The following is a 23,748-nucleotide window of genomic DNA, read 5'->3' as shown; positions in this document are numbered from 1 at the left end:
AACGCCGCGCTTCATTCTTCGGACAAGGCCTGTGTCTCGGAGAAATCTCGATGTCTGCTCCCCTTTCCACGCCCCGCCCCTCCCGATTGCGCTTGGCGGAGCTTCGCGACAAATGGGGCTGGTTCGTCGGATTAGGTGCCGCTCTCGTCGTGGTGGGCGCCATCGCGCTAGTCAACACGCTCGCCGCGACCATCGCGTCCATCTACACCATCGCCTTCCTGATGCTGCTCGCAGGCGCCATCCAGATCGTGCAGGCCTTCGGCATGAAGAGCTGGTCGAACTTCTTTCTCTGGCTGCCGGCCGGCGTGGTTTACGCGCTAGGCGCCGTCTTCGCGCTGCTCGACCCCATTCTCGCCTCGACGGTGCTAACCTTGCTTCTTGCGGCAGCTCTTGCAGCGGGTGGCGTGATCCGCATCGCGGCGGGCCTCGGCGAGCGCGACCACCAGGGCTGGGGTTGGGTGGTCTTCTCAGGCGCGCTCACGCTTCTCGCCGGCATCGTGATCGCGCTCGGCTGGCCGGTGAACAGCCTATGGGTGCTCGGCCTTTTTCTTGCCGTCGATCTCTTGATGCAGGGCTGGGCGATGATCGCGCTTGGGCTGGCGCTCCGCCGACGCTAGAAGGCGATACGGCGGTCGAGGTCCGAGAGGGGCTGAACTTTCGACAACAGAGCCCGGGCTTCCGCGTCGTCCTGCTTCATCCGCACCACCAGCGCTTCGAGGCTTTCGAACTTCTCTTCCGAGCGCAAGAAGCCGAACAGCGAGACTGTGGCGTTCTCCCAATAGAGATCGCCGGAGAAATCAAACAGGTACGTCTCGAGCAGCGGCGCCCCGTCGTCTTCCACGGTCGGGCGACGGCCGAAGCTCGCGACCCCGTCATGCAGCGCGCCGTTGCCGCGCCGGAAGCGCACGGCATAAATGCCGTGGCGCAGATCGACGGATGGATGCAGGTGCATGTTGGCGGTCGGGTAGCCCAGCGTGCGGCCCAGCTGCCGACCCTGCCGCACCTCTGCCTGCACCGTCCAGCGATAGCCGAGCAGGCCGGCAGCTTCCGATACGTCGCCATCGGCCAACGCATTGCGAATGCGGCTCGAAGAGATCGTCGCGCCACCCTCGTCGGTGAAAGCCTTGACACATTCCACGGTGAAGCCGGCGCGCTTGCCCGCCTCGCGCAGGAATTGCGGCGTGCCGCCTCGTCCGCGGCCGAAATGGAAATCGAAGCCGGTGACGACACCCGAGATATCGAGTTCGGCCACCAGAAGACGCGACACGAATTCCTGCGCATCGAGCCCGGCGAGTTCACCATCGAAGGGCTGCTCGATCACCGCATCGAAGCCGAGACCGGCGAGAAGACGCGCCTTGAGGGCGGGCGGCGTCAGCTCGAAAAGTGGCGCATCCGGTGCGAAGTAGCGGCGCGGATGGGGGTTGAAGGTCAGCACCACAGCCGGCTTGTTTCGCGCCCGGGCCTCGCTCAACGCACGCTCCAGCACCACTTGATGGCCCCGATGCACGCCGTCGAAATTGCCGATCGCAACCACGGCACCTTTGAGCTGCGATGGGAGGTTGGCGGAGCCGGAAACGCGGATGAAACCGTCTGCCATGACGCTAACGCAGGCTGCTCAATACGGCGACCGGGGTCTGGCCGTGCTTGGTCAGAAAGGCGTGGAGCCGTTCGGGATCGGGATCGTACTGCTCGCCATAGTCGCGCCAGTGGATGCCGCCCGACACGTAAAGAACGTCCACGCCATAGTCGGCCGCGCCCTTCACATCGGTCAGCATGCCGTCGCCAATGGCCAGCGCTTCTCCGATGGCAACCGGGCGGCCGAGCAGCTCCTCTGCCTGTTTGAAGGCGAGATCGTAGATCGGCTTGAACGGCTTGCCGGCGACCTGCGTGCGGCCGCCGAGCTGGCCGTAATCGCGGGCAAGCGCGCCGGCGCACCAGATCAAGCCATGGCCGCGCTCGACCATCACGTCCGGATTGGCACAGATGAAGGGCAGGTCGCGCGAGCGGAAACGCTTGAGCATCTCGGCATAGTCTTCGGGCGTCTCGGTCGTGTCGTCGAACAGGCCGGTGCAGACCACGCCCCTCGCCTCGTTCTCTTCCACAAGCTCGACGCCGAGCCCGTCGAAGAGCGCCACGTCGCGCTCGGGGCCGATGTGGAAGATCTGGCGCGGGCCTTCCTTGATCAGGTCGCGCGTCACGTCGCCCGAGGTCACGATCCGGTCCCATGCCTCGCGCGGCACGCCGAGACCCAGCAGCTGTGTCTCGATCGGCGGATGCGGGCGCGGCGCGTTGGTGACGAGAATGACTTTCAGTCCCCGGCGCCTCGCCTCGACAAGGGCAGAAACAGCATCGGCGAACGGCGCCACGCCATTATGGACAACGCCCCAGACATCGCAGAGCAGCACTTGGTAGCGCTCGTCGACACCGTGCAATCCATCGATGAAAGCGGGCGGGTTGATCATGAAACGGTCGGGCTCTCGGCTGGTCCGTGCTGCTTATAGCGCGGCGCGAGGTGATGTCACCCTTCCCCTGCGCAATCCAGCCATGCGGCTTGGCTAACGGAGAATGAATCGCGGCAATCAAACACGCTTCAAAGGCGAGCGCCGTTTTCAACGCGGCCTTCAAAACTCTCTGGAAGAGTGAACCCTTGCCATCTTCACGCCTTCCCGAGTTCCGCCTTCATGCTGAGAAAGTTCTGGAATGATCGCCGTGGTCAGTTCACCGTGGCGGCTGCGCTTGCGGCGATGCCCTTGTTCGGCGGTCTGGCGCTCGCCATCGACTATGCGGATGTGACGCGCGAGCGCCAGGCCATGCTCAACGCGCTCGATGCTGCCGGCATCGCCACCGCGCGGGAAGTGTTGGCGGGAAAGTCGGATGAGGAAGCGATCGAGTATGCGTGGAATTTCTTCGCGGCCAACTTCCCGCCGGCGAAAGAAGGCGAGACCGATTTCGATGTGACCCTGCCCAACAACGCCACGGGCGGCGGCACGCTGAAGCTGACGGCTGAGCATCAATTCAGGCCTTACTTCCTCGATACGTTTCTCGCGATGCTGGCGCAGGTCGAGGGCCCCAACATCCTCAAGTTCAACGCTTTGACCGAAATCAGGCTCAAGAACACGCTGGAAGTCGCGCTCGCGCTCGACAATTCGGGTTCGATGGATTTCACCGGCACTGGCTCGGGCAGGAAGCGCATCGACCTGTTGAAGGAAGCGGCCAAACAGTTGGTCGATACGATCGCCGCGCAGGGCAAGCTCATGACGCAGGTCGAGGAGCCGGTGCGCTTCGCGGTGGTCCCCTTCGCGGCCTCGGTCAATGTCGGTGCGGAAAACCGGTCGAAGGACTGGATGGACAAGACCGGCTACTCGCCCGTCCAGAACGAGAACTTCGACTGGAGCACGATGACGGTTTCAGGAAAAACGGCCGAAAAGGTCGGTTCCATCTGGTTCGCACGCGGCAAGGGCTGGGGCACGCAGGAGGACAAGCCGCTCACGCGCTTCACGCTTTTCGACATGATGCAGCGGGTGGAAAGCACGTCCACCAAAATGACCTGTGTCCCTAATGGCGGCACGAAGGGCGGCTGCACCAACAAGACCGAGACGATCTACAACTACGCACCGCTCGCCAGTTGGGGTGGCTGCGTGGAGGCACGGCCTTCGCCCTATAACGTGACCGACGAGCCGCCGTCGCTCTCGAAGGGCGCCACGCTGTTCGTGCCGATGTTCGCGCCCGATGAGACGGATCGCACCGACTCGTATTCGCGCCCTGCGAACAACAACTGGATGGCGGACATCGTTTCCACCAACACCGACCTGACGCGCCTTCGCTACATGCCGAAATATTTCGAGACCGGCACGGCGGTCAAAGCGGCATGGGGCATGAACGAGGGGCCGAATGTCTCCTGCTCGACCAAGGCCATCACCAAGCTGACCGATGTGACCGCCGCATCGGGCCTCAAGACGATCAAGGACGCCATCGACGCCATGGCGCCGAGCGGCGCGACCAACGTGACGGAAGGTCTCGCCTGGGGCTGGCGTGCGATTTCGTCGCGCGAGCCGTTCACCGAGGGGCGCGGCGATCAGGAGCGCGGCAACGATAAGATCGTCATCGTGCTGACGGATGGCGCCAACACCTATTACACCCCAGACACGGTGACGGCTCAAACCTATTCTGGCACGAACTACAAAAAGGGCGGCAACGATCTCGCCTCGCGCAGGTCGATCTATTCGGCCTATGGTTACGCCGGTCAGAACTACGACACGACGAACCTGCCCCGCATTCTTTCGGGCGTCGGCACAAGCGTGAGCAAGACAACCTTCGACAACGCCAACTACACCAAGGCGATGAGCAGCCATTTTGCGACGCTCTGCGAGAATGCCAAGGCGGGCAATGTCATTCTGATGACGGTGGCGCTCGACCTCGATTCGACGAAAACCGAGGAAAAGGCGCAGATCGATACGCTGTCGGCTTGCGCGTCGCCTTCCCGAGCCCGCAAGAACGCCGACGGCACGCCGGTCAAGCTGTTCTGGAATGCGACGGGCAAGACGCTGTCGAACGATTTCAAATCGATCGCCGATGAGCTGTCCAACCTGCGCATCGTCGGGTGACAGGGAACCGTCGCAAAAATCATCTACCGATTTGGGATGAAAGGGCCGGCTGAAGCTTGCGTCAGTCTTGACTCTCAAAATCCGCGGACTTATCTCGGCGCCGCGTTAGCACTCTTCACAACCGAGTGCTAACGGGCCCCGGCACCGGCCGGGCGCATCTGATTGCGTTCAACCGAGGAAACAAGATGGCAGACAGCAATTTCCGTCCGCTTCACGACCGTGTCGTCGTCAAGCGCGTCGACTCCGAGGAGAAGTCCAAGGGCGGGATCATCATCCCCGACACGGCCAAGGAGAAGCCGCAGGAAGGCGAAGTGATCGCTGTTGGTTCGGGCGCTCGCGACGAATCGGGCAAGCTCGTGCCGCTCGACGTGAAAGTCGGCGACCGCGTTCTGTTCGGCAAGTGGTCGGGCACCGAAGTGAAGCTCAACGGCCAGGACCTTCTGATCATGAAGGAAGCCGACATCATGGGCGTGATCGGCTAACCAGCCTCCACCCTTCCCTCCCCTAAAAATTCAATTTTCGGGCCTCAAGGGGCTCAGGAGAGAAACATGGCAGCCAAAGACGTAAAGTTTTCCCGTGACGCCCGCGAGCGCATGCTGCGCGGCGTCGACATCCTCGCCAATGCCGTGAAGGTCACGCTCGGTCCCAAGGGCCGCAACGTCGTGATCGACAAGTCGTTCGGCGCGCCGCGCATCACCAAGGACGGCGTCACCGTCGCCAAGGAGATCGAGCTCGAGGACAAGTTCGAGAACATGGGCGCCCAGATGGTGCGCGAAGTGGCCTCGAAGACCAACGACATCGCCGGTGACGGCACCACCACCGCGACCGTTCTGGCCCAGGCCATCGTCCAGGAAGGCGCCAAGGCTGTGGCCGCCGGCATGAACCCGATGGACCTCAAGCGCGGCATCGACCTCGCCGTTTCGGAAGTCGTCGCAGCCCTCGGCTCTTCGGCCAAGAAGATCGCCACCTCGGAAGAGGTCGCCCAGGTCGGCACGATCTCGGCCAACGGCGAAAAGGAAATCGGCGACATGATCGCCGAGGCCATGCAGAAGGTCGGCAACGAGGGCGTCATCACGGTCGAGGAAGCCAAGACCGCCGACACCGAGCTCGAAGTCGTCGAAGGCATGCAGTTCGACCGCGGCTACCTGTCGCCCTACTTCGTCACCAACCCGGACAAGATGGTGGCTGAGCTCGAGGACGCCTACATCCTGCTCCACGAGAAGAAGCTCTCCAACCTCCAGGCGATGCTGCCGGTTCTCGAGGCTGTCGTTCAGTCCTCGCGTCCGCTCGTGATCATCGCGGAAGACGTGGAAGGCGAGGCTCTGGCCACGCTCGTCGTCAACAAGCTGCGCGGCGGCCTCAAGATCGCTGCCGTCAAGGCTCCGGGCTTCGGCGACCGCCGCAAGGCCATGCTCGAGGACATCGCGATCCTCACCGGCGGCCAGGTGATCTCGGAAGATCTCGGCATCAAGCTCGAGAATGTCGGCCTCGACATGCTCGGCCGCGCTAAGCGCGTGTCGATCTCCAAGGAGAACACCACGATCGTCGACGGCAACGGCCAGAAGGGCGAGATCGAAGGTCGCGTCGGCCAGATCAAGCAGCAGATCGAAGAGACCACTTCGGACTACGACCGTGAGAAGCTCCAGGAGCGTCTCGCCAAGCTCGCTGGCGGCGTCGCGGTGATCCGCGTCGGCGGCGCGACCGAGGTCGAGGTCAAGGAAAAGAAGGACCGCGTCGACGACGCTCTCAACGCGACCCGCGCGGCCGTTGAAGAAGGCATCGTTCCCGGCGGCGGCACCGCTCTGCTCCGCGCGTCGAAGAACCTCCAGGCCAAGGGCATCAACCCCGACCAGGAAGCCGGCATCAACATCATCCGTCGCGCTCTGCAGGCTCCGGCCCGCCAGATCGCTTCGAATGCCGGTGCGGAAGCCTCGATCGTGGCTGGCAAGATCCTCGAGAACTCGGGCGAGACCTACGGCTACAATGCCGCGACCGGCGAATATGGCGACCTGATCCAGCTCGGCATCGTCGATCCGGTGAAGGTGGTTCGTACCGCACTTCAGGACGCGGCTTCGGTCGCTGGCCTGCTCGTCACCACCGAGGCGATGATCGCCGAGGCTCCAAAGAAGGACAGCCCGATGCCGGCAATGCCCGGCGGTGGCATGGGTGGCATGGGCGGCATGGACTTCTAAGTCCAGCCGACAGGCTCGAAATCGGACGAGGGCGGCAGCGATGCCGCCCTTTTCTTTTGCCCTTCCGGTTCATCGAAACTGTCATTTGATAGAAACGAGGGAACATTCGACAGGCGGCGCCGTTACCCATGCACTCCAACGATCCACAAGGGAGATTGCATCATGGGTATCAATTCGGACCAGACCGAAGGCGTCGGCAAGCAGATCAAGGGCGCCGTGAAGGATGCTTGGGGCGGTGCCACCAACGACCCGGCCCTGCAGGCTGAGGGCAAGGCCGACAAGGCTGAAGGCAAGCTTCAGAAGGGCGTCGGCGACGCCAAGGAAAAGGTGAAGGACGGGATCGACAAGATCTGATCTTCCATCCTTTCGGAATAACTGAAAAGCGGCTCCTCGGGGCCGCTTTTCTTCTGTGCATTCCCGCTCCAATCGATTGATAGGTCCCTCGCCCGCTTGAACCTACGCGTTCGAGACGTTAGCGCTCTGCCACCACGTTCGCGAAGGGGCACGAGATGGCTGCAAGCACGAGAACCGAGACCGATACATTCGGCGGCATCGAGGTCGAGAGCGACCGCTACTGGGGCGCGCAGGCGCAGCGTTCCCTCGGTAACTTTAAGATCGGCTGGGAAAAGCAGCCGCTGCCCATCGTGCGCGCCCTCGGCATCGTCAAGCGCGCGGCGGCGGAAGCCAATATGGGGTTGGGACGCCTCGACAGCACCGTCGGCGACGCCATCGTCAAGGCCGCACAGGAGGTGATCGAGGGCAAGCTCGACGCACACTTCCCGCTCGTCGTCTGGCAGACGGGCTCGGGTACGCAGTCGAACATGAACGCCAACGAGGTGATCTCGAACCGCGCCATCGAGATGCTTGGTGGAACCATGGGCTCGAAGAAGCCGGTTCACCCGAACGACCACGTCAATATGAGCCAATCGTCCAACGACACCTACCCGACCGCGATGCACATCGCGTGCGCGGAGGAGATCGTGCACCGCCTGCTGCCCGCGTTGCAGACGCTGCGCAACGCGCTCAACGACAAGGCGGAAGCGTGGAAAAGCATCATCAAGATCGGCCGCACGCACACGCAGGACGCGACGCCGCTGACGCTTGGCCAGGAATTTTCGGGCTACACCGCGCAGGTCGAGAACGGCATCGCGCGCATCGAGCAGACGCTGCCCAAGCTCATGGAACTCGCCCAAGGCGGCACGGCTGTCGGCACCGGGCTCAACGCGCCGGTGGGCTTTGCGGAAGCGGTGGCCGAGCGCATCGCGGCAATCACGCACCTGCCCTTCACCACGGCGCCCAACAAGTTCGAAGCACTCGCCGCCCATGACGCGATGGTGTTCAGCCATGGTGCCATCAACACGGTGGCGGCCTCTCTCTTCAAGATCGCCAACGACATCCGCTTCCTGGGCTCAGGCCCGCGCTCCGGCTTGGGCGAATTGGCTCTCCCCGAGAACGAGCCGGGCTCCTCGATCATGCCGGGCAAGGTGAACCCGACCCAGTGCGAGGCCCTGACGCAGGTTTGCGTGCAGGTGTTCGGCAATCATGCCGCGATCACCTTCGCAGGTGCGTCGGGCCATTTCGAGCTGAACGTGTTCAACCCGGTGATGGCCTATAACTTCCTTCAGTCCGTTCGCCTGATGGCGGATGCCGCCGTGTCCTTCACCGAGAACTGCGTGGTCGGCATCGAGCCGCGCGAGGACATCATCAAGCGCGGGCTCGATAACTCGCTCATGCTGGTGACCGCCCTCGCCCCCACCATCGGCTACGATGCGGCCGCCAAGATCGCCAAGACCGCGCACAAGAACGGCACGACGCTGAAGGACGAGGCGCTGGCAAGCGGCCTGGTTTCAGCCGAGGACTACGATCGCCTGGTGGTGCCGGCCGACATGACGCGGCCGGGCTGAAGCCTTCGCACAGTTGAAACAGAAAAGGCCCGGTTCGCACCGGGCCTTTTTGCATCAAGCTTCGGCTGAAACGCTCTCGTTCAGACGCTCCACGATCTCGCGGATCAAGGCATCATCCACTTCGCTCCGCTCGGAGGCGAAAACAGCCAGACAGGCTTCCGAGCGGAGGATCACGCCGTCGGACAGGATTTTCAGATGGTTGGCGCGCAGGGTGGCACCAGTCGTGGTGATATCCACGATCAGATCGGCGGAGCCTGCGGTCGGCGCGCCTTCAGTGGCGCCCAAGCTCTCAACGATGCGATAGACCTGAATGCCATGGCTACCCGAAAAGAACTGCTGCGTCAGCCGCCAGTACTTGGTGGCGATGGTCAGCCGCCGTCCGTGGCGCTGACGGAACTCGGCTGCCACGTCGTCGAGATCGGCCATGGTTTCGACGTCGAGCCAGATTTCAGGCACGGCCACTACCACATCGGCGCGGCCAAAACCCAGACGCGACAAGATCGGCACGCGCGTTTCGGCATCGGCCCAGGTTTCGCGCAGCAGGTCCTCGCCGGTGACGCCCAGATCGACGCGGCCCGCGCCCAGTTCGCGCGCGATCTCAGACGCCGAGAGGAACGAGACCTCGACACCGTCGAGCCCCGCGATGCGGGCGCGATAGGAACGGTCGTCCTCGGGCAGTTCGACGCGCAGGTTCGCGGCTTCGAGGCGCTCCAGTACCTCGTCGCGCAGGCGGCCCTTGGAGGGGATGGCGAGGCGGACGGTCACGCGGCACCTCCCCGGGCAGCTTCGATGCGGTCGAGCCAGGCGGAAAAGCCAACGCCGGGAATGGGATCGGCGGCACCCAGCAGGGTTAGCAGACGGTCATAGCGGCCACCGCCGATCAGCGGACGCTCGCCGTCGGCCGTGGCGATCTCGAAGACGAGGCCGGTATAGTAGTCGAGCGGACGGCCGAAGGCGGCATCGTAGCGAATTTCGGCCAGCGTCAGCCCATGCTCGCGAAGCGCATCGCTGCGACGCGCAAAGCCTTCCACCGCGCCGTCGAGCGTGATCCCCGCGCCGCGCCCGAAGGCGTAGAGCGCATCGGTGGCGCGCTCGAGTGAGACCTTGACGGAAAGGAAGATGCGCAGCGCGCGCAGTTCGGCGGCTGGCAGACGCAGGCTCGCGAGCGAGGCTTTCTCGAGCAGGCGATGCGCGATGTCTTCCGGCGTGCGGCCCGCGCTCGGCGAGAAGCCGGCGCTTTCCATCTCGCCGCGCAGAAGCGTGGCAATGGTTTCCTCGTCACTCTGTGCGATCTGCTCGCCCGCTTCTTCGGCGAGAATGCCCCGCTTGACCGGGTTCGCGATATCTTCGAGAGCCGCCGAAAGCTGATCGGGCGAACCGAAGGCGCGCACGAGGCGGCGGCGCCAGCCACGCGGCAGGCCGAGCGCGGTCAGCACCTCCTCGAACACAGCCTGATCGCCCAAGGTTATCGCAACGCTTTGGTCTGGAAGCACGGTTTGAACCAGCGCATGGGCATCGGCCAGCGAGCGCGCATCGGCGGACGCCGTGTCGGTTTCGCCCAAATCCTCGATGCCGGCCTGCAGAAACTCCACCGCACCCGCACGCTGCTGGCGGAAGACTTCGCCGCAATAGGAATAGCGGCGCGGCGTGCCGGCTTGGCTCGCAATGTGGTCGAGACAGACGGGGATCGTCCATTCCGGGCGCAGGCAGAGCGTTTCGCCGGTCTCGCTTTCGGTCAAGAAGATACGCCGGCGCAGGTCCTCGCCGGCCATGTCGAGGAAAGGTTCGGCGGGCTGGAGAATGGCCGCATCGACCGCGCCCGCGTCTCGCGCGGCGAGGAAGGCTGCGACTTGAGCCGCAAGCGCGCTCAACGGGCGCCCCTCTCGCGGTCCGCCTTCTGCGCACCGAGCACGCGGCGCACGGTGGCGACCATCTCGGCCTCTGGCACCGTTTCCTGCGCGGGGCGGCTTTCGCGCCATTCGGTATTGTCGGTGATGTTTTCGGACAGGCGCTTGCCTTCGATCAGGTTCTTGACCTGCACCGTGCCGGCCGCGCGCTCATCGGCGCCCTGGATCACGACGCAAGGCGCGTTGCGGCGGTCGGCATATTTCATCTGCGCCTTCATGCCCGCGCCGCCCAGATACATCTCGGCCTTGATGCCGGCATCGCGCAGCGCGGTCGCCATGCGCTGGGTGCGGCCGAGGCTTTCGGTGTCCTTGTCCATGGCGAGCACGACGACCGGACCCACGGAGTCAGAGTCCGTTAGTTTGCCGAGGTTCTTCAGCGCGGTCATCAGCCGCGAGACGCCGATGGAGAAGCCCGTCGCCGGCACAGGCTCGCCGCGAAAGCGCGAAACGAGACCATCATAACGACCGCCGCCGCCGACAGAGCCGAAGCGCACGATCTCGCCGTCTTCGTTGGTAACGGGGAAGGTCAGTTCGGCTTCGTAAACGGGGCCCGTGTAATATTCGAGGCCGCGGACGACGGATGGGTCGATGCGGATGCGATCGGTTCCATAGCCCGCATCACGAACCATTTTCCTGATAGCTTCGAGTTCCCTCAATCCTTCTTCGGCAATGGAAGGCAATTGTTCCGCGTTCAATATTTCAAGAAGATATTTTCTATACACATCTACTGAAAAAGGCTTACGCCACCCTTTGTAGAAGAAGCGATGAGCTCGCTTTAAACGCTGTTCACTCTCAAAAAACCACGGCTTAAATAGTGTGATTGATGATACCACAGCGTTATTAGCGCTAGGTGTAAGTTGTGCGCCCTTCGTGAAATCGCCGCTCTCGTCCCGACGCCCTTCACCTAGCAGTTCTCGAACGCCGAGAGGCCCGAATTTATCGAGCTTATCCATTGCTCGGAGCACAGTGAGTCGGCGCGGTGCGTTCTCCTCGCCGCCAAGCCTGATTGCTTCCAGAACGCCGTCCAGCACCTTACGGTTGTTGACGCGGATCACGTAATCGCCGCGCTTGATCCCGAGCGCCTCCATCACGTCGGCCATCATCATCGCCATCTCGGCATCGGCGGCCACACCCGGCGTACCCACCGTGTCGGCGTCGAACTGCATGAACTGGCGGAAGCGGCCTGGGCCGGGCTTTTCGTTGCGGAACACCCAGCCGGCGCGGTACGAGCGATAGGGCTTGGGCAGGCGCTCCCAGTTTTCCGCCACATAGCGCGCGAGCGGTGCGGTCAGGTCGTAGCGCAGTGACAGCCACTGTTCGTCATCGTCCTGAAACGAGAAGACACCCTCGTTCGGGCGGTCCTGATCGGGCAGGAACTTGCCGAGCGCATCGGTGTATTCGACCAGCGGGGTTTCGACGGGCTCGAAACCGTAGCGCTCATAGACCTCGCGGATCGTCTCGGTCATGCGGGCGGTGGCACGCAGGTCGGCGGGCGTGCGGTCGACAAAGCCGCGTGGCAGCCGCGCCTTCATCTTTTCGCGCCGTTCGGTCATGGATTGGCCTGCTTCTTGTTCTTGATATTCGCCCCGAGGACGGGAAACGGGGCTGACAGCTTTTCGCGGGGCTTGCTCTAGCCGATGGCTTGGCCGCTGGGCAAGGCCGGAAGGGTCTGTTGCCACGCCTGTTTCACTCGCCTCGCCTGCCCGGCATCGGGCGGAAACAAAGATTGCAGATATCGGCGCGTAAGAAAGCGTGAAGGCTATGCGTACACGAGTTGGTGAATCTCAGGAACTACAAGGCGCAGGAAAGCTTCTTGCCGCAGCCTTTGGCGCGATGGCGCCGATGGCCGTGGTGGTGCTCGCTTTCGTGGCTACACTTTCACATTAGCTTTTTCAGGGTTTCGGGATTTTCAGTATGCGGGGTTCGGTTTTGACCATCGGGGGGCTGGCTGGCAGCCTCCTTCTGCTGGGGGCTGCGACCTCCGGGGCGGTGACGCAAGGGTCTTGCGTCGCTGGCGATCCGGCGCTTGCCGGTCGTTACGATCTGCAAGGCGTGATGAATGTCGGCTCGCGGGTCACGTTGAAGCGCGACGGCACCTTCGATTACCGCTTGTCCTACGGCGCCGTCGCGCAGCGCGGCAACGGCTGCTGGACGGTCGACGGCAACGCCGTGACCCTGATGCCGACGGGTGCGACCAAGGTCGCGGATACGCCGGTGCTGGACCGTACCGAATTCTCCGGCCTTGTGCTCGAGCGCGGTGCGAATGGACTGATCTGGCACATGGGCGGCGAGCGGGCCACGCCGGCCCGCGACGGCCTCTACGTCAAGCGCTAGACATCGATCATTGTTCAAGCGGGCCGCCTCAGAGCGGCCCTTTCCTTTTCCACCTCTTGCCGGCAGAAGCAGCCTTCGAGGTGGTCGTTCACCATCCCCATCGCCTGCATCAACGCATAGACCGTGGTCGGCCCGACAAAGGTCCAGCCGCGTTTCTTGAGAGCCTTGGAAAGCGCGTGCGAGGCCGCCACGGTCGGATTGGCGCGATAGTAGCTCAGATCGATCCGCGCCTGCCGCTCTTCCGGCTTCGGCTCGAAGCGCCAGAAGAAGGCAGCGAGCGAACCCACCTCCTGCACCAGTTCGATGGCGCGCCGGGCGTTGTTGATGACCGAGACGATCTTGCCGCGATGGCGGATGATCCCCGCATCCAGCACCAGCCGCTCGACATCCTCCTGTCCGAATTGCGCGACGACGTGAAAATCGAAGTCGGCAAAGGCGCGTCGGAAGTTCTCCTGCTTGCGCAGGATCGTGAGCCAGGACAGCCCCGACTGGAAGCCTTCGAGGCAGACCTTCTCGAAGAGCCGCTTGTCATCTGTCACGGGGCGGCCCCATTCCTCGTCGTGGTAACGCAGATAGTCCGGCAGCCTGCCAGGCCAGAAGCAGCGGATGCGCCCGTCCTCGCCTGCGATCAGCCCTTCTTCCATTCCCGAACCTCCGTTTAAGCGGGCCTTTACCACGCGCGGAGACGGGGCGGTAACCGTACCAAATGGTTTCCATCCCGGTTTGGCGCTGGACCGTTCGGGATTCACCAATTGGTTGGGAGATGAGCGGAACGTGGCTGCCATATTCGATTGTGTGTTCGAGAGTTTCCGCGCCCCATGAGACCAATCTTCGTTCTCGCACTTTCCGCAGCCACCGCGCTGACGGCCATGCCGGCACAGGCCAGCGACCGCTATCGCGAACGGCCGCCGGTCATGGTCAGCCCCGACCTTTCGGCACCTTGGGTGATGCAGCTGGGCGAACAGCCCGCACGCGTTCAGCGCCGCGTGATGCGCGAAGTGCCGGCCAATCAGCGCCTTCCCCGTCGCGTGATGCGCAACGAAGGCGTGCGCGTCGAGCCGGATGTGACACCAGCCGCCGTGACGCGTCCCGCCAAGCAGAAGGTGCGGCGCGAGATGAATCCGATCTTCCTGCCGCAGGAGGTCGCCTATTCCGGCTCGGAATCGCCGGGCACGGTGGTGATCGATACGCGGCAGAACTTTCTCTATCTCGTGGGCTCAGGCGGGACCGCGCGGCGCTATGGCGTGGGCACCGGCAAGCCTGGCTTCGAATGGGCCGGCACGCACAAGGTGACACGCAAGCAGGAATGGCCCGACTGGCGTCCGCCGGCGCAGATGATCGCGCGTGAGAAGGCCAAGGGCAAATATCTGCCGACCTACCTCGCGGGCGGTCCCGAAAATCCGCTCGGCGCCCGTGCGCTCTATCTCGGCTCGACCCTCTACCGCATCCACGGCACCAATCAGCCCTGGACCATCGGCGGCGCGGTATCGTCGGGCTGCATTCGTATGCGCAACGAGGATGTGACCGATCTCTACGAGCGCGTGCCGGTCGGCGCCACCGTCGTCGTGATGTGAGTTTCGCCGGCCGGCGCGGAGGGGCGCGTGGTCGCAGCAAAGGGCAGCGCGGTTCGCAATCGCGCTGCCCTTTTTCGTTGGTCTGGGTTATGCAGGCGCATGCAACATCAAAGCTCGCCCCTGGTCAGTGCCACCGATAATCGTTTCCTGCGCGGCGGTCCGATCGCGGAAGGCATTCTGGCCGAGGTCCGCGAAGCCGTAGCCAAGGCAACCGAGGACGGTTTCCCGCCCCGTCTCGTCTCCATCACCGTGGGCGAAGTCGCCGCGGTCGATGTTTATGTGCGCAACCAGAGGCGCAAGGCGGAATCCTGCGGCATCGCCTTTGACGAGCGACGTCTGCCGGCCGACACCACGCAGCGCGAACTGGAAGCCGCGATCCAGGGCATGAATGCCGATCCGCGCGTGACCGGCATTATCATCCAGCGTCCCCTGCCCCGCGAGATCAACGTGAAGGCCATGCAGGCCGCGATCCATCCGCTCAAGGATGTGGAAGGCATGCACCCGGCCTCGATCGGCAACATCGTCTACAACCAGCTCGACCTCGCCCCCTGCACGGCGGCGGCTTCCGTCGAGATGCTGAAAAGTACGGGGTTGAACCTCAAAGGCCTCGAAGCCGTCGTGGTCGGCCATTCCGAGATCGTCGGCAAGCCCATCGCCTTTCTGCTGATGAGTGAAGGGGCGACGGTAACCGTCTGTCACCACATGACGCGCTCGGTGGCCGCCCATGCGCGCCGTGCGGATGCCTTGTTCGTGGCGGTCGGCAAGCCGCGCTTCATCAAGGCGGATATGGTGAAGCCTGGTGCCGCCGTGATCGATATCGGCATCAATTCGGAGATCGGCCCGGACGGCCAAGAGCGTGTCGTCGGCGATGTCGACAGCGACAGCGTCAAGGACGTCGCCTCGTGGATCACTCCGGTTCCGGGCGGCGTCGGGCCGGTGACGGTCTCGATCCTGATGCGCAACACGATGGTGGCACTGAAGCGGCAACAGGAGCTCTACACCTCCGCATTCGCAACGAAGGTCGGCTAGACACCGGGCACAGCCGCAACCGGCTTGCGCCGCCTCGGGCGAACCCATACGCACAAGCTGATTCCAGCGCGAATCGGAGGGTGCCCATGCCATGCGAAACACCCGGCTTCTCTTTCGAGATGGCAAGCGCACCCGATGGCATGCGCCTTTACGCAATCGGCGACGTCCATGGTTGCCGCGACCTTCTGGCTGCCATGCACGACCGGATCTTCGGCGAGATCGAAGCAGACAGACCGGATGACTGGCGCGTCATTCATCTGGGCGATTACGTCGATCGTGGCCCGGACTCGAAAGGCGTGCTCGATCTCATAACCGAAGCGCAAAAGCAGGACAGCCGCGTGCTGGCGCTGGGCGGCAATCACGATGTCGGCTTTCTGGATTTTCTCGGCAGCCCGGATGCCTATGGCCTCTTCGCCCGGTATGGTGGCGAGGAGACGGCTCGCTCATATGGCATCGAGTTGAATTTCAACGACGACCGCGCGTTGATCCAAGGCCACGCGGAACTCGTCCGCGCGGTGCCCCAGGCACATCTCGACTTCCTGCTTCAACTCCCCTTCCATGCGAGCTTCGGCGACATCTTCTTCTGTCATGCCGGTATCAGGCCCGGCCGCCCGCTCGACAGGCAGCAACAGGACGATCTCGTCTGGATCAGGGATGTGTTTCTGGATTGGGAACCGCTTCATCCGAAGCTGGTGGTGCACGGCCATACGCCTGTGCGAGCGCCCGATATCAGACCCAACAGGGTCAACCTCGATACGGGCGCCTTCATGACCGGCCGCCTGAGCGCCCTCCGAATCGAGGGCGCGGCAAAGCAGCTGATCGGCGTGTCTTAGCGGGAGGCCGAAACGCCGTAGCCATCGACCACCGCGTGGTTGGTGGACGCATCCGCTGCATAGATGCCGGCACCCCAGACAGCGATGGCGGAGAGCATGGCGATGGAAAGAAGAGCGGCTTTCACGGGAAAAATTCCAAGCTTTGTTGGGTGGCCCTATAAGCCACGGACGCGGTTACGATTGAGTTGCGAACTCGGACGAAACAACGTGGCAGGCAAAGGCCTGTTCCGTCGCGAGGCGGGCTTCTATGGATGGAAATGGGCCAAAACCAGCCGATCCGGGGCACCGAGCTGTTGATACTCGGCGGCCGTATCAAAATTGCCACAGAGCTTCGGGCGGTGGACTAGAGGAGATCGATCCAGGCATGGGAGATGATCCGCCCGGCCTCGTCCGCCTGCGCACTTAGGCGTTTCGCCTCGCTCTCCTGACGCGCCTCCCAGCCCGACTGTTTTCTCTCGATCACGTCCGCAAAAGCCGAGCTCCACTCGCGCACGAGCTTGCGGTCGGCCTCGAAATGGAACTGGATGCCGTAGGCCGCCGTACCGAAGCGAAAGGCCTGATTGTGTGTCGCGTCATTGCCGGCCAGCCGTGACGCACCGCGCGGCAGGATAAAGGTATCATCGTGCCATTCGAAGATCGGGAATTCGCCGGGCAATTGCCCGAGCACCGGGTCTTCGGCACCCTCGGGCGTGAGCCGCACCGCGCACCAGCCGAACTCGCTCGTTTTGCCCATGAGATTTTCGGAACCGAGTGCCCGCGCCAGAAGCTGCGCACCAAGACAGATGCCGAGCACAGGGCGTCCGGCATGGGCCGCCTCCTTCGCGAGCTTGAGGAGTCTCGGGAAATAGGGGCTGCCCTCGTCATCCAGCGCGTTCTGCCCGCCGCCCAAGATGATCAGCCCATCATGCTCCAGCGTGTCGGGAAATGCCTCACCGGCATAGGCGCGCCGGATATCCGCCTCGATGCCGCGCTCGGCCAGCGCATCGCCGAGCTGGCCGAGACCCGTGCCCCCATAATTCTGGATCACCAGCACGCGCCTCATGATGGCCTCTTTCGTTCCGCTTCGCTTCTCCTATGCGTGATTGAATGCTGCGCAAAGACCCCATCTGGCGCTTGACCTTGCGCGCCGTTCCGCCGATGCCGAACGGCATGCGTGCGAATTACAGAATGCAACGTCTGTTCGTGAAAGTTCCCCTGAGCGAAGGGGCGACGGTCACGCCCGACACGGCTCAAACCCACTACCTCCTCCACGTCCTGCGCATGGTGGAAGGCGCCGAGGTTCTGGTTTTCAACGGTGTCGATGGCGAGTGGCGCGCGCGCCTCGGTCACGCGTCGAAAAAACTCGTCACGCTGACGGCGGTGGAACAAACCCGGCCTCAGCCCGACCCAAGCCCACTGCTGTTCTGCTTCGCGCCCCTCAAGGTCGGGCGGCTCGACTATCTCGTGCAGAAGGCTGTTGAAATGGGTGCCGGCACCATACAGCCCGTGATGACCCAGCACACGCAAGGCGCCGCACCCCGCCGCGACAAGATGCAGGCCAATGCGGTCGAAGCCGCCGAGCAATGCGGCGTTCTGGCCGTGCCGGCCATCGAGGATGCAGTGAAGCTCGATGCGCTGCTCGATGGCTGGGACGCCTCGCGCCGCCTCGTCTTCTGCGACGAGGATGCACCCGGTGATGGCCCCCTCGCCGCACTCCAAGCGCTCGGTCCTAGCCCAGTCGCGCTCCTCGTCGGCCCCGAAGGCGGCTTTTCGGACGCCGAGCGGCAGCGGCTGCGTGCCCTTCCCTTCGTGACGGCCATCCCGCTCGGTCCCCGCATTCTGCGCGCGGATACGGCGGCGGTCGCGGCGCTCGCTTTGGTGCAGGCGACGCTCGGCGATTGGCGTTGAACCGTCTTTGATCCCGCCTCAAGGATTTTTCGCTTGCCCGCTCAACAGGCAATCGTCCATCACGCTCACGCAACTGGCCGGAGACTTCTTTCCCTATGGCGCGCGACACGACCGATTCCCGGCCCGTCGAAACCGTCGATGAGCTGATCGCTTATCTCGCCAAAGGCGAGAAGCCCGACAGCGATTGGCGCATCGGCACCGAGCACGAGAAATTCCCCTTCTTCACCGATGGTCACGCGCCGGTGCCTTACGAGGGCGAACGCTCGATCCGCACGCTTCTCGAAGGCATGCAGAGGATGCTCGGCTGGGAGCCGATCCTCGACGAAGGCCGCATCATCGGTTTGGTCGAGCCGACCGGCCAGGGGGCCATCTCGCTCGAGCCCGGCGGACAGTTCGAATTATCTGGCGCGCCATTGGAAACGATCCATCAGACCTGCCGCGAGAGCAACGCGCACCTGGCGCAGCTGCGCGAGATCGCCGAACCGCTCGGCATCCGGTTCCTAGGCCTCGGCGGCAGCCCGAAATGGACGCTTGCGCAGACGCCGCGCATGCCGAAATCGCGCTACGACATCATGACCCGGTACATGCCCAAAGTCGGTAGCCAGGGTTTGGACATGATGTATCGCACCTGCACGATCCAGGTGAATCTCGACTTCGCATCCGAAACCGACATGCGCCGCAAGATGCAGGTCGGCCTCAAGCTCCAGCCCCTCGCGACCGCACTTTTCGCCAACTCGCCCTTCACCGACGGCAAGCCGAACGGGCTGCAGTCATGGCGCGGTGAGATCTGGCGCGACACCGACAATCAACGCTCGGGCCTGTTGCCCATCTGTTTTTCCGACAGCTTCGGCTACGCCGATTATGTCGAGTGGGCTCTCGACGTGCCGATGTATTTCTCGATCCGCGAGGGCCGCTACCACGACCTCACGCGCTGGACCTTCCGCCAGTTCATGGAGGGTGAGCTGCGTAACGAAATCCCGGATGGCTTGCCGAACATGGGAGATTGGACGAACCACCTTTCCACGCTCTTCCCTGATGTGCGCCTCAAGCGTTTCCTTGAAATGCGCGGCGCGGATGGCGGACCTTGGCGGCGCATCTGCGCCCTGCCCGCCTTCTGGGTGGGCCTGCTCTATGATGCCGAAGCGCTCGACGCCGCCGAAACGCTGACGCGCGACTGGACGTTCGAGGAAGTGCAGGCGATGCGCGATGCGGTGCCCGCCCAAGGCATCGGCGCCACGCATCGCGGACAGTCCCTGCGCGAAATTGCACGCGAGGTTCTGGCAATCTCGAAAGCCGGCCTCGCCAGCCGCGCGAGGCTCAATGGCGATGGCTATGACGAGACCCATTTCCTCGGAACGCTGGAAGAAGTCGTCGCGCGCAACTCGACCTCGGCCGAAGAAATGCTGACCGCTTTCAACACCCGCTGGGGCGGCTCGATCGAGCCTGTCTTCCTCGAATACGCCTACTGAGACCTGAGCGAGCGTCGCCACTAGCGCGAGGCATGTTCGACGCGCTAGCATCTCCCCCAACGAGATAAAGGGAGGAGGTTGGAATGCTGCCGTTGTGGGACATGCTCTTGCGCGCCGGCGGAGGTCCCGATGCCTTCGCTCGCCAGTTCAACCTCAGCCAGACCCAGGCGCAGGAAGCGCTGTCGGCCCTGCTTCCCGCATTCAGCGAGGCCTTCCGCCGCTTCACCGCCGATCCCTACGGCATGGGCGCCTTCATGAGCGCGCTGGCGAGCAATCAGCACGCGAAATATTTCGAGGACGCCGCCCGCGCCTTCACCCCCCAGGGGATTGCCGATGGCAACACCGTGCTCGGCCAGATTTTCGGCTCCAAGGAACTCAGCCGCGCCATCGCCGAGCAAGCGGCCCGCGCCTCGGGCCTGGGCGCTCAGGTGATGAGCCAGATGCTTCCTGTCATCGCGGCGATGCTCATGGGCGGCTTCGCCAAGGAAGCCCGCTCATCATCGCAGGGCACCAACCCTTTCGCGGATTTCTATGCCCAGATGATGCAACAGGTGGGCGGCGCAGCACCGGCCGGAAATCCGTGGACCGACAATCCTTACGCGAAAGCGATGGAAGGAATGTTCAAGGCGAGTGCCGACGGTAACCCGTGGCAGAAGGTTTTCGACCAGTGGCACGGCGGTGCGAAACCCAAGCCTGAACCGGAAAAGCCCGACAACCCTTACGCCAAGGCGATGAGCCAGATGTTCGAAACCGGCCGAAAGACGCAGGACGAGTACCTGCGCGGGCTCCAAGGCGTGTTCGACCAGTTCCTGAAGGGCATGGAGAAGCGCCCATAAAAAAGCCCGGCCTCGAAAGGCCGGGCAGGTAAGCAGGCGGAACGGGGAGCCGCAACGGGATGCGACGACCGCCTGCGAAGAATTCGTTCAGGCGACGCGGCGCGCGCCCTCTTCGACCGAATGGATACGCGAATAGGCAATGGTGCCGAGCGTCGTGGTCGGATCGATGCCGAGCGGGCCTGTGACCGCCACGTAAAGGTCGGTGCGGGTCAGGCCGATATCCGCCAATTCGAAATCACTCATCTCGCCCAGGCGATAAATCTGACGGCGGTTTCGCATCGCTTTCCACATGGCGTGCACGCCCTTGACCAGGCGAACCACTGCATTTGCGGCGCGCGGGGCGGCAAAGCGGGAAGACGAGGCGCTGGATAGGCTGGCAAGCGTTGCCATGGGAATTCTCCGGGTCAAGACGAACGCCGCCGATCGGTCCGGGGCCTATCCCCGTCCGCTTCCGCGTGGCTTCGCGGTGGCTTTGCTGGCGTTCGAACCATCACAAGATGCTCTCGCTCGATTGATTATTCCAACGAATGTTTCTAATCCTGACTATCAAGCTTGCTGATGGATTATTCCCATGGCCTCGCCGCTCGATCTCGACCAGCTCCAGACCTTCGTCGCCATTGCCGATTCGGGCAGTTTTACCCGCGCGGCGAATGAGGTGTTCCGCACGCAATCCGCCGTCTCGATGCAGATGCGCCGGCTGGAAGAGCGCATCGGTCGCCCGCTTTTCGAGAAGGACGGACGCACCAACAAGCTGACGGAAGAAGGCGAGCGGCTCCTGTCCTATGCGCGGCGCATGCTGCATCTCAACCGCGAGACCCTGGCCGCCTTCGACGATCGCCGGCTCGAAGGCACGGTGCGCATCGGCACGCCGGACGACTATGCCGACCGCTTCCTGCCGGAAATCATGGCGCGCTTCACCCGCACCCATCCGCGTGTCGAGCTGACGGTCATCTGCGAGCCGACCGCCAACCTGATCGACCACATGAAGCGCGGCCAACTCGACCTCGCGCTGATCACGCATGACCGTTCGCTCGGTTCGTCGGAGGTGGTGCGGCGCGAACCGCTGCTTTGGGTTTCCTCCACGAACCATGCCGTGCACGAGGAGGCGGTTCTGCCGATGGCCTTCGGCCGCCCTACCTGCTGCTGGCGCCGCGCGGCGGTGGAACAGCTCGACCGCTCGGGTCGCGATTATCGCGTGCTGTTTTCATCATGGTCGGCGGCGGTGATCGGCGCGGCCGTGCTTTCCGGCCTTGCCGTCTCGGTTCTGCCCGAATGCGCGCTGCGCCCCGGCATGCGGGTGCTCGGCGAAACCGAGGGCTTCTCCCCCTTGCCGGATTTCGAAATCGGCATCCTGCGCGGGGCCTCGAGCCGGCCCGAGATCGTGGACGCGCTTGCGCGCCACATCAGCGAAAGCCTCGACAATATCTCGGTGCCCTTGATCGAAGAGTCCGGCAGCTTCGATTTCGCCGGCCTCAGTCTGTCGCGCATGAAGCGGCAAAAGCCCGGACAGGTTTTGGCGGGCTGGTGAGATGAGCGATTTCTTCACGCCCACCGCTCCCAAGCGGACCAACGCCGCTGAGTTCTCGGTCAGTGAATTGTCGAACTCGCTCCGCCGCACGGTGGAAGATGCCTATGGCAATGTCCGCGTGCGCGGCGAAATATCCGGCTATCGTGGACCGCATTCGTCCGGTCACGCCTATTTCGCCCTGAAGGACGAGCGCGCCCGGCTCGAAGCCGTGGTCTGGAAAGGCACCATGGGCAAGATCCGCTTCCGGCCCGAAGAAGGCATGGAAGTGATCGCGACCGGCAAGCTCACCACCTATCCCGGCTCGTCCAAGTATCAGATCGTCATCGACCAGTTGGAGCCGGCGGGCGCCGGCGCGTTGATGGCCTTGCTTGAGGAGCGCAAGCGCAAGCTCGCCGCCGAAGGCCTCTTCGACAAGGAACGCAAGCGCCCGCTCCCCTTCATGCCGCGCGTGATCGGCGTCGTCACTTCGCCCACGGGTGCCGTGATCCGCGACATCCTGCATCGCCTCGCCGACCGCTTTCCGCTTCATGTCATGGTGTGGCCCGTGCGCGTGCAGGGCGAAACGGCTGGCCCCGAGGCCGCGGCGGCGGTCGCCGGCTTCAACGCGCTGCCCGAAGGCTTCGCCCGGCCGGACCTCTTGATCGTCGCGCGCGGCGGCGGCAGTCTCGAAGACCTCTGGGGCTTCAACGACGAAGACCTCGCCCGCGCGGTCGCAGGCTCGCGCATCCCCGTCATTTCGGCGGTCGGGCACGAAACCGACTGGACGCTGATCGATCTTGCCGCCGACCGACGCGCCCCCACCCCGACAGGTGCAGCCGAGATGGCCGTGCCCGTGCGTGCCGATCTCGAAGCGACGCTCGCCTCCTATGCGGCCCGTCTGCAATCGGCCCTCGTGCGCCTGGTCGATCGCCGCCGCCAGGCCGTACGTGCGGCTGCCCGCGCGCTTCCCGTTCCTGACCAACTGCTCGCTCTGCCCCGCCGCCGGCTGGACGAAGCCTCGAGCCGCCTCGAACGCGCGCTTTCAGTCTGCGTCGCGGCCAAGCGTGCCCGTCTCACCAGCGCTCGGCTGTCACCGGCTCAACTCAAGCGGCGGGCGGATGAAAACCGGCGCAACGTCGCGCGCATCGGTGTAGCGCTGGACCGTGCGCAAAGCCGCGTGCACCACGACAAAGCCCGCTTGGCTCGCCTGGCTGGTCAGCGCCTCAGCCTCGAACCCCTGCGCCGCCGCCTCGCTGACGCACGCCGCACGGAAGACCGCCTTTCCGCTCGGATTCTCCGCGCCAGCGAAACCGCATTCGCCAGCCACGGCGATGCTCTCGCCATGGCCGGCGAAGATTTTGCCCGCCTCGCCGTGCAAACCGTGGACGACCGTCGCACGCGCCTCGCCCAAGCAGACCGCCTGCTGAGCAGCCTCTCCTACCAGAACGTGCTCGGCCGAGGCTTCGCCGTGGTGCGCGGCGAGGACGGCACGCCCCTCACGAGCGCCACCGAACTCGAACAGACGCGCGCTATTGAAATCCAGTTCGCCGATGGCCGCGCCCACGCCACCACCGGCTGGGGCGCGCTGCCGTCCACGCGTAAAAAGACCGCAAAGCCGAATGCTCCCCAGCCCGAGAAGGAGCAGGGTCAGTTATTCTGAGATGATTTTTGA

General features: G+C 63.9%; 24 protein-coding genes. 15 read left to right on the top strand and 9 right to left on the bottom strand.

Annotated features, from left to right (window positions below; translation table 11 throughout):
* Positions 1-50: 50 nt before the first annotated feature.
* Entirely contained in the window at positions 51-617 is a 567-nt protein-coding gene (locus tag NGM99_RS01450) for an HdeD family acid-resistance protein (protein WP_252815267.1), read from the top strand.
* Here NGM99_RS01450 and NGM99_RS01445 read toward each other — a convergent pair.
* Together NGM99_RS01445 and NGM99_RS01440 are read right to left on the bottom strand one after the other, a co-directional pair.
* Complete coding sequence (locus NGM99_RS01445) at positions 614-1,597, bottom strand: bifunctional riboflavin kinase/FAD synthetase (RefSeq protein ID WP_252815266.1); 984 nt, start codon at positions 1,595-1,597, stop codon at positions 614-616. The genes NGM99_RS01450 and NGM99_RS01445 overlap by 4 nt on opposite strands.
* Before the next feature lie 4 nt (positions 1,598-1,601).
* A complete protein-coding gene (locus NGM99_RS01440; protein ID WP_252815265.1) occupies positions 1,602-2,462 on the bottom strand; it encodes a TIGR01459 family HAD-type hydrolase in 861 nt (286 codons plus the stop codon).
* A gap of 219 nt (positions 2,463-2,681) precedes the next feature.
* Between NGM99_RS01440 and NGM99_RS01435 the strand changes: the two genes are divergently transcribed.
* The 5 genes from NGM99_RS01435 to fumC all read left to right on the top strand — a co-directional run bounded on the left by NGM99_RS01435 (position 2,682) and on the right by fumC (position 8,700).
* Positions 2,682-4,604: a pilus assembly protein TadG-related protein gene (locus tag NGM99_RS01435; protein WP_252815264.1), complete on the top strand. Its 1,923-nt coding sequence runs from the start codon at positions 2,682-2,684 to the stop codon at positions 4,602-4,604.
* A gap of 185 nt (positions 4,605-4,789) precedes the next feature.
* The gene (gene groES / locus NGM99_RS01430) at positions 4,790-5,086 is read left to right on the top strand and encodes a co-chaperone GroES (protein ID WP_252815263.1); all 297 of its coding nucleotides are present in this window, start codon (positions 4,790-4,792) and stop codon (positions 5,084-5,086) included.
* Between the two features lie 66 nt (positions 5,087-5,152).
* Positions 5,153-6,796, top strand: a complete 1,644-nt coding sequence (gene groL, locus NGM99_RS01425) for a chaperonin GroEL (RefSeq protein WP_252815262.1) — start codon at positions 5,153-5,155, stop codon at positions 6,794-6,796.
* 162 nt (positions 6,797-6,958) lie between these two features.
* Entirely contained in the window at positions 6,959-7,150 is a 192-nt protein-coding gene (locus NGM99_RS01420; RefSeq protein ID WP_252815261.1) for a CsbD family protein, read from the top strand.
* Positions 7,151-7,305: 155 nt separating this feature from the next.
* Positions 7,306-8,700 carry a class II fumarate hydratase gene (gene fumC / locus NGM99_RS01415; RefSeq protein ID WP_252815260.1) on the top strand — a complete coding sequence of 465 codons (1,395 nt, stop codon included), beginning with the start codon at positions 7,306-7,308 and terminating at the stop codon, positions 8,698-8,700.
* A 54-nt stretch (positions 8,701-8,754) separates the two neighbouring features.
* Here the strand turns inward: fumC and hisG are convergent, their stop codons facing one another.
* The 3 genes from hisG to hisS are packed head-to-tail and all read right to left on the bottom strand — an operon-like array spanning position 8,755 to position 12,160.
* A complete protein-coding gene (gene hisG / locus NGM99_RS01410) occupies positions 8,755-9,465 on the bottom strand; it encodes an ATP phosphoribosyltransferase (RefSeq protein ID WP_252815259.1) in 711 nt (236 codons plus the stop codon).
* Positions 9,462-10,571: an ATP phosphoribosyltransferase regulatory subunit gene (locus NGM99_RS01405; protein WP_252815258.1), complete on the bottom strand. Its 1,110-nt coding sequence runs from the start codon at positions 10,569-10,571 to the stop codon at positions 9,462-9,464. The genes hisG and NGM99_RS01405 overlap by 4 nt, the downstream gene beginning before the upstream one ends.
* Positions 10,568-12,160, bottom strand: a complete 1,593-nt coding sequence (hisS, locus tag NGM99_RS01400; RefSeq protein WP_252815257.1) for a histidine--tRNA ligase — start codon at positions 12,158-12,160, stop codon at positions 10,568-10,570. Before hisS ends, NGM99_RS01405 begins: the two co-directional genes overlap by 4 nt.
* A gap of 361 nt (positions 12,161-12,521) precedes the next feature.
* Here hisS and NGM99_RS01395 point away from each other — a divergent pair, with 361 nt between their 5' ends.
* Positions 12,522-12,941, top strand: a complete 420-nt coding sequence (locus tag NGM99_RS01395; protein WP_252815256.1) for a hypothetical protein — start codon at positions 12,522-12,524, stop codon at positions 12,939-12,941.
* A gap of 14 nt (positions 12,942-12,955) precedes the next feature.
* Here the strand turns inward: NGM99_RS01395 and NGM99_RS01390 are convergent, their stop codons facing one another.
* Positions 12,956-13,585 carry a DNA-3-methyladenine glycosylase I gene (locus NGM99_RS01390; RefSeq protein WP_252815255.1) on the bottom strand — a complete coding sequence of 210 codons (630 nt, stop codon included), beginning with the start codon at positions 13,583-13,585 and terminating at the stop codon, positions 12,956-12,958.
* 174 nt (positions 13,586-13,759) lie between these two features.
* Between NGM99_RS01390 and NGM99_RS01385 the strand changes: the two genes are divergently transcribed.
* The 3 genes from NGM99_RS01385 to NGM99_RS01375 all read left to right on the top strand — a co-directional run bounded on the left by NGM99_RS01385 (position 13,760) and on the right by NGM99_RS01375 (position 16,377).
* A complete protein-coding gene (locus NGM99_RS01385) occupies positions 13,760-14,515 on the top strand; it encodes a L,D-transpeptidase (RefSeq protein WP_252815254.1) in 756 nt (251 codons plus the stop codon).
* A 99-nt stretch (positions 14,516-14,614) separates the two neighbouring features.
* Positions 14,615-15,544: a bifunctional 5,10-methylenetetrahydrofolate dehydrogenase/5,10-methenyltetrahydrofolate cyclohydrolase gene (locus NGM99_RS01380; RefSeq protein WP_252815253.1), complete on the top strand. Its 930-nt coding sequence runs from the start codon at positions 14,615-14,617 to the stop codon at positions 15,542-15,544.
* A gap of 86 nt (positions 15,545-15,630) precedes the next feature.
* Positions 15,631-16,377 carry a metallophosphoesterase family protein gene (locus tag NGM99_RS01375; RefSeq protein ID WP_252815252.1) on the top strand — a complete coding sequence of 249 codons (747 nt, stop codon included), beginning with the start codon at positions 15,631-15,633 and terminating at the stop codon, positions 16,375-16,377.
* On the opposite strand, the gene NGM99_RS21560 is transcribed toward NGM99_RS01375, so the two are convergent.
* Entirely contained in the window at positions 16,374-16,502 is a 129-nt protein-coding gene (locus NGM99_RS21560; protein ID WP_289852333.1) for a hypothetical protein, read from the bottom strand. The genes NGM99_RS01375 and NGM99_RS21560 overlap by 4 nt on opposite strands.
* A 218-nt stretch (positions 16,503-16,720) precedes the next feature.
* Positions 16,721-17,419, bottom strand: a complete 699-nt coding sequence (locus NGM99_RS01370; protein WP_252815251.1) for a type 1 glutamine amidotransferase — start codon at positions 17,417-17,419, stop codon at positions 16,721-16,723.
* 107 nt (positions 17,420-17,526) lie between these two features.
* Between NGM99_RS01370 and NGM99_RS01365 the strand changes: the two genes are divergently transcribed.
* The 3 genes from NGM99_RS01365 to NGM99_RS01355 all read left to right on the top strand — a co-directional run bounded on the left by NGM99_RS01365 (position 17,527) and on the right by NGM99_RS01355 (position 20,569).
* Positions 17,527-18,264: a 16S rRNA (uracil(1498)-N(3))-methyltransferase gene (locus tag NGM99_RS01365; protein WP_252815809.1), complete on the top strand. Its 738-nt coding sequence runs from the start codon at positions 17,527-17,529 to the stop codon at positions 18,262-18,264.
* 95 nt (positions 18,265-18,359) lie between these two features.
* Positions 18,360-19,733 carry a glutamate--cysteine ligase gene (locus tag NGM99_RS01360; RefSeq protein ID WP_252815250.1) on the top strand — a complete coding sequence of 458 codons (1,374 nt, stop codon included), beginning with the start codon at positions 18,360-18,362 and terminating at the stop codon, positions 19,731-19,733.
* Between the two features lie 83 nt (positions 19,734-19,816).
* On the top strand, positions 19,817-20,569 hold the full coding sequence (locus NGM99_RS01355; RefSeq protein ID WP_252815249.1) for a DUF937 domain-containing protein: 753 nt from the start codon (positions 19,817-19,819) through the stop codon (positions 20,567-20,569).
* 87 nt (positions 20,570-20,656) lie between these two features.
* Here NGM99_RS01355 and NGM99_RS01350 read toward each other — a convergent pair whose 3' ends face one another.
* The gene (locus NGM99_RS01350; protein ID WP_252815248.1) at positions 20,657-20,959 is read right to left on the bottom strand and encodes a DUF1127 domain-containing protein; all 303 of its coding nucleotides are present in this window, start codon (positions 20,957-20,959) and stop codon (positions 20,657-20,659) included.
* A 181-nt stretch (positions 20,960-21,140) separates the two neighbouring features.
* On the opposite strand from NGM99_RS01350, the gene NGM99_RS01345 reads away from it, so the two are divergent.
* Together NGM99_RS01345 and xseA are read left to right on the top strand one after the other, a co-directional pair.
* A complete protein-coding gene (locus NGM99_RS01345; protein WP_252815247.1) occupies positions 21,141-22,097 on the top strand; it encodes a LysR substrate-binding domain-containing protein in 957 nt (318 codons plus the stop codon).
* Position 22,098: 1 nt separating this feature from the next.
* Positions 22,099-23,736: an exodeoxyribonuclease VII large subunit gene (gene xseA, locus NGM99_RS01340; RefSeq protein WP_252815246.1), complete on the top strand. Its 1,638-nt coding sequence runs from the start codon at positions 22,099-22,101 to the stop codon at positions 23,734-23,736.
* The last annotated feature ends 12 nt before the right edge of the window (positions 23,737-23,748 follow it).

It is taken from the genome of Mesorhizobium liriopis (assembly GCF_024053505.1).
Classification (GTDB): Bacteria; Pseudomonadota; Alphaproteobacteria; order Rhizobiales; family Rhizobiaceae; genus Mesorhizobium_B; species Mesorhizobium_B liriopis.
The sequence above is the reverse complement of the archived record's forward strand: the minus strand, read 5'-3'. Positions and strand labels throughout refer to the sequence as shown.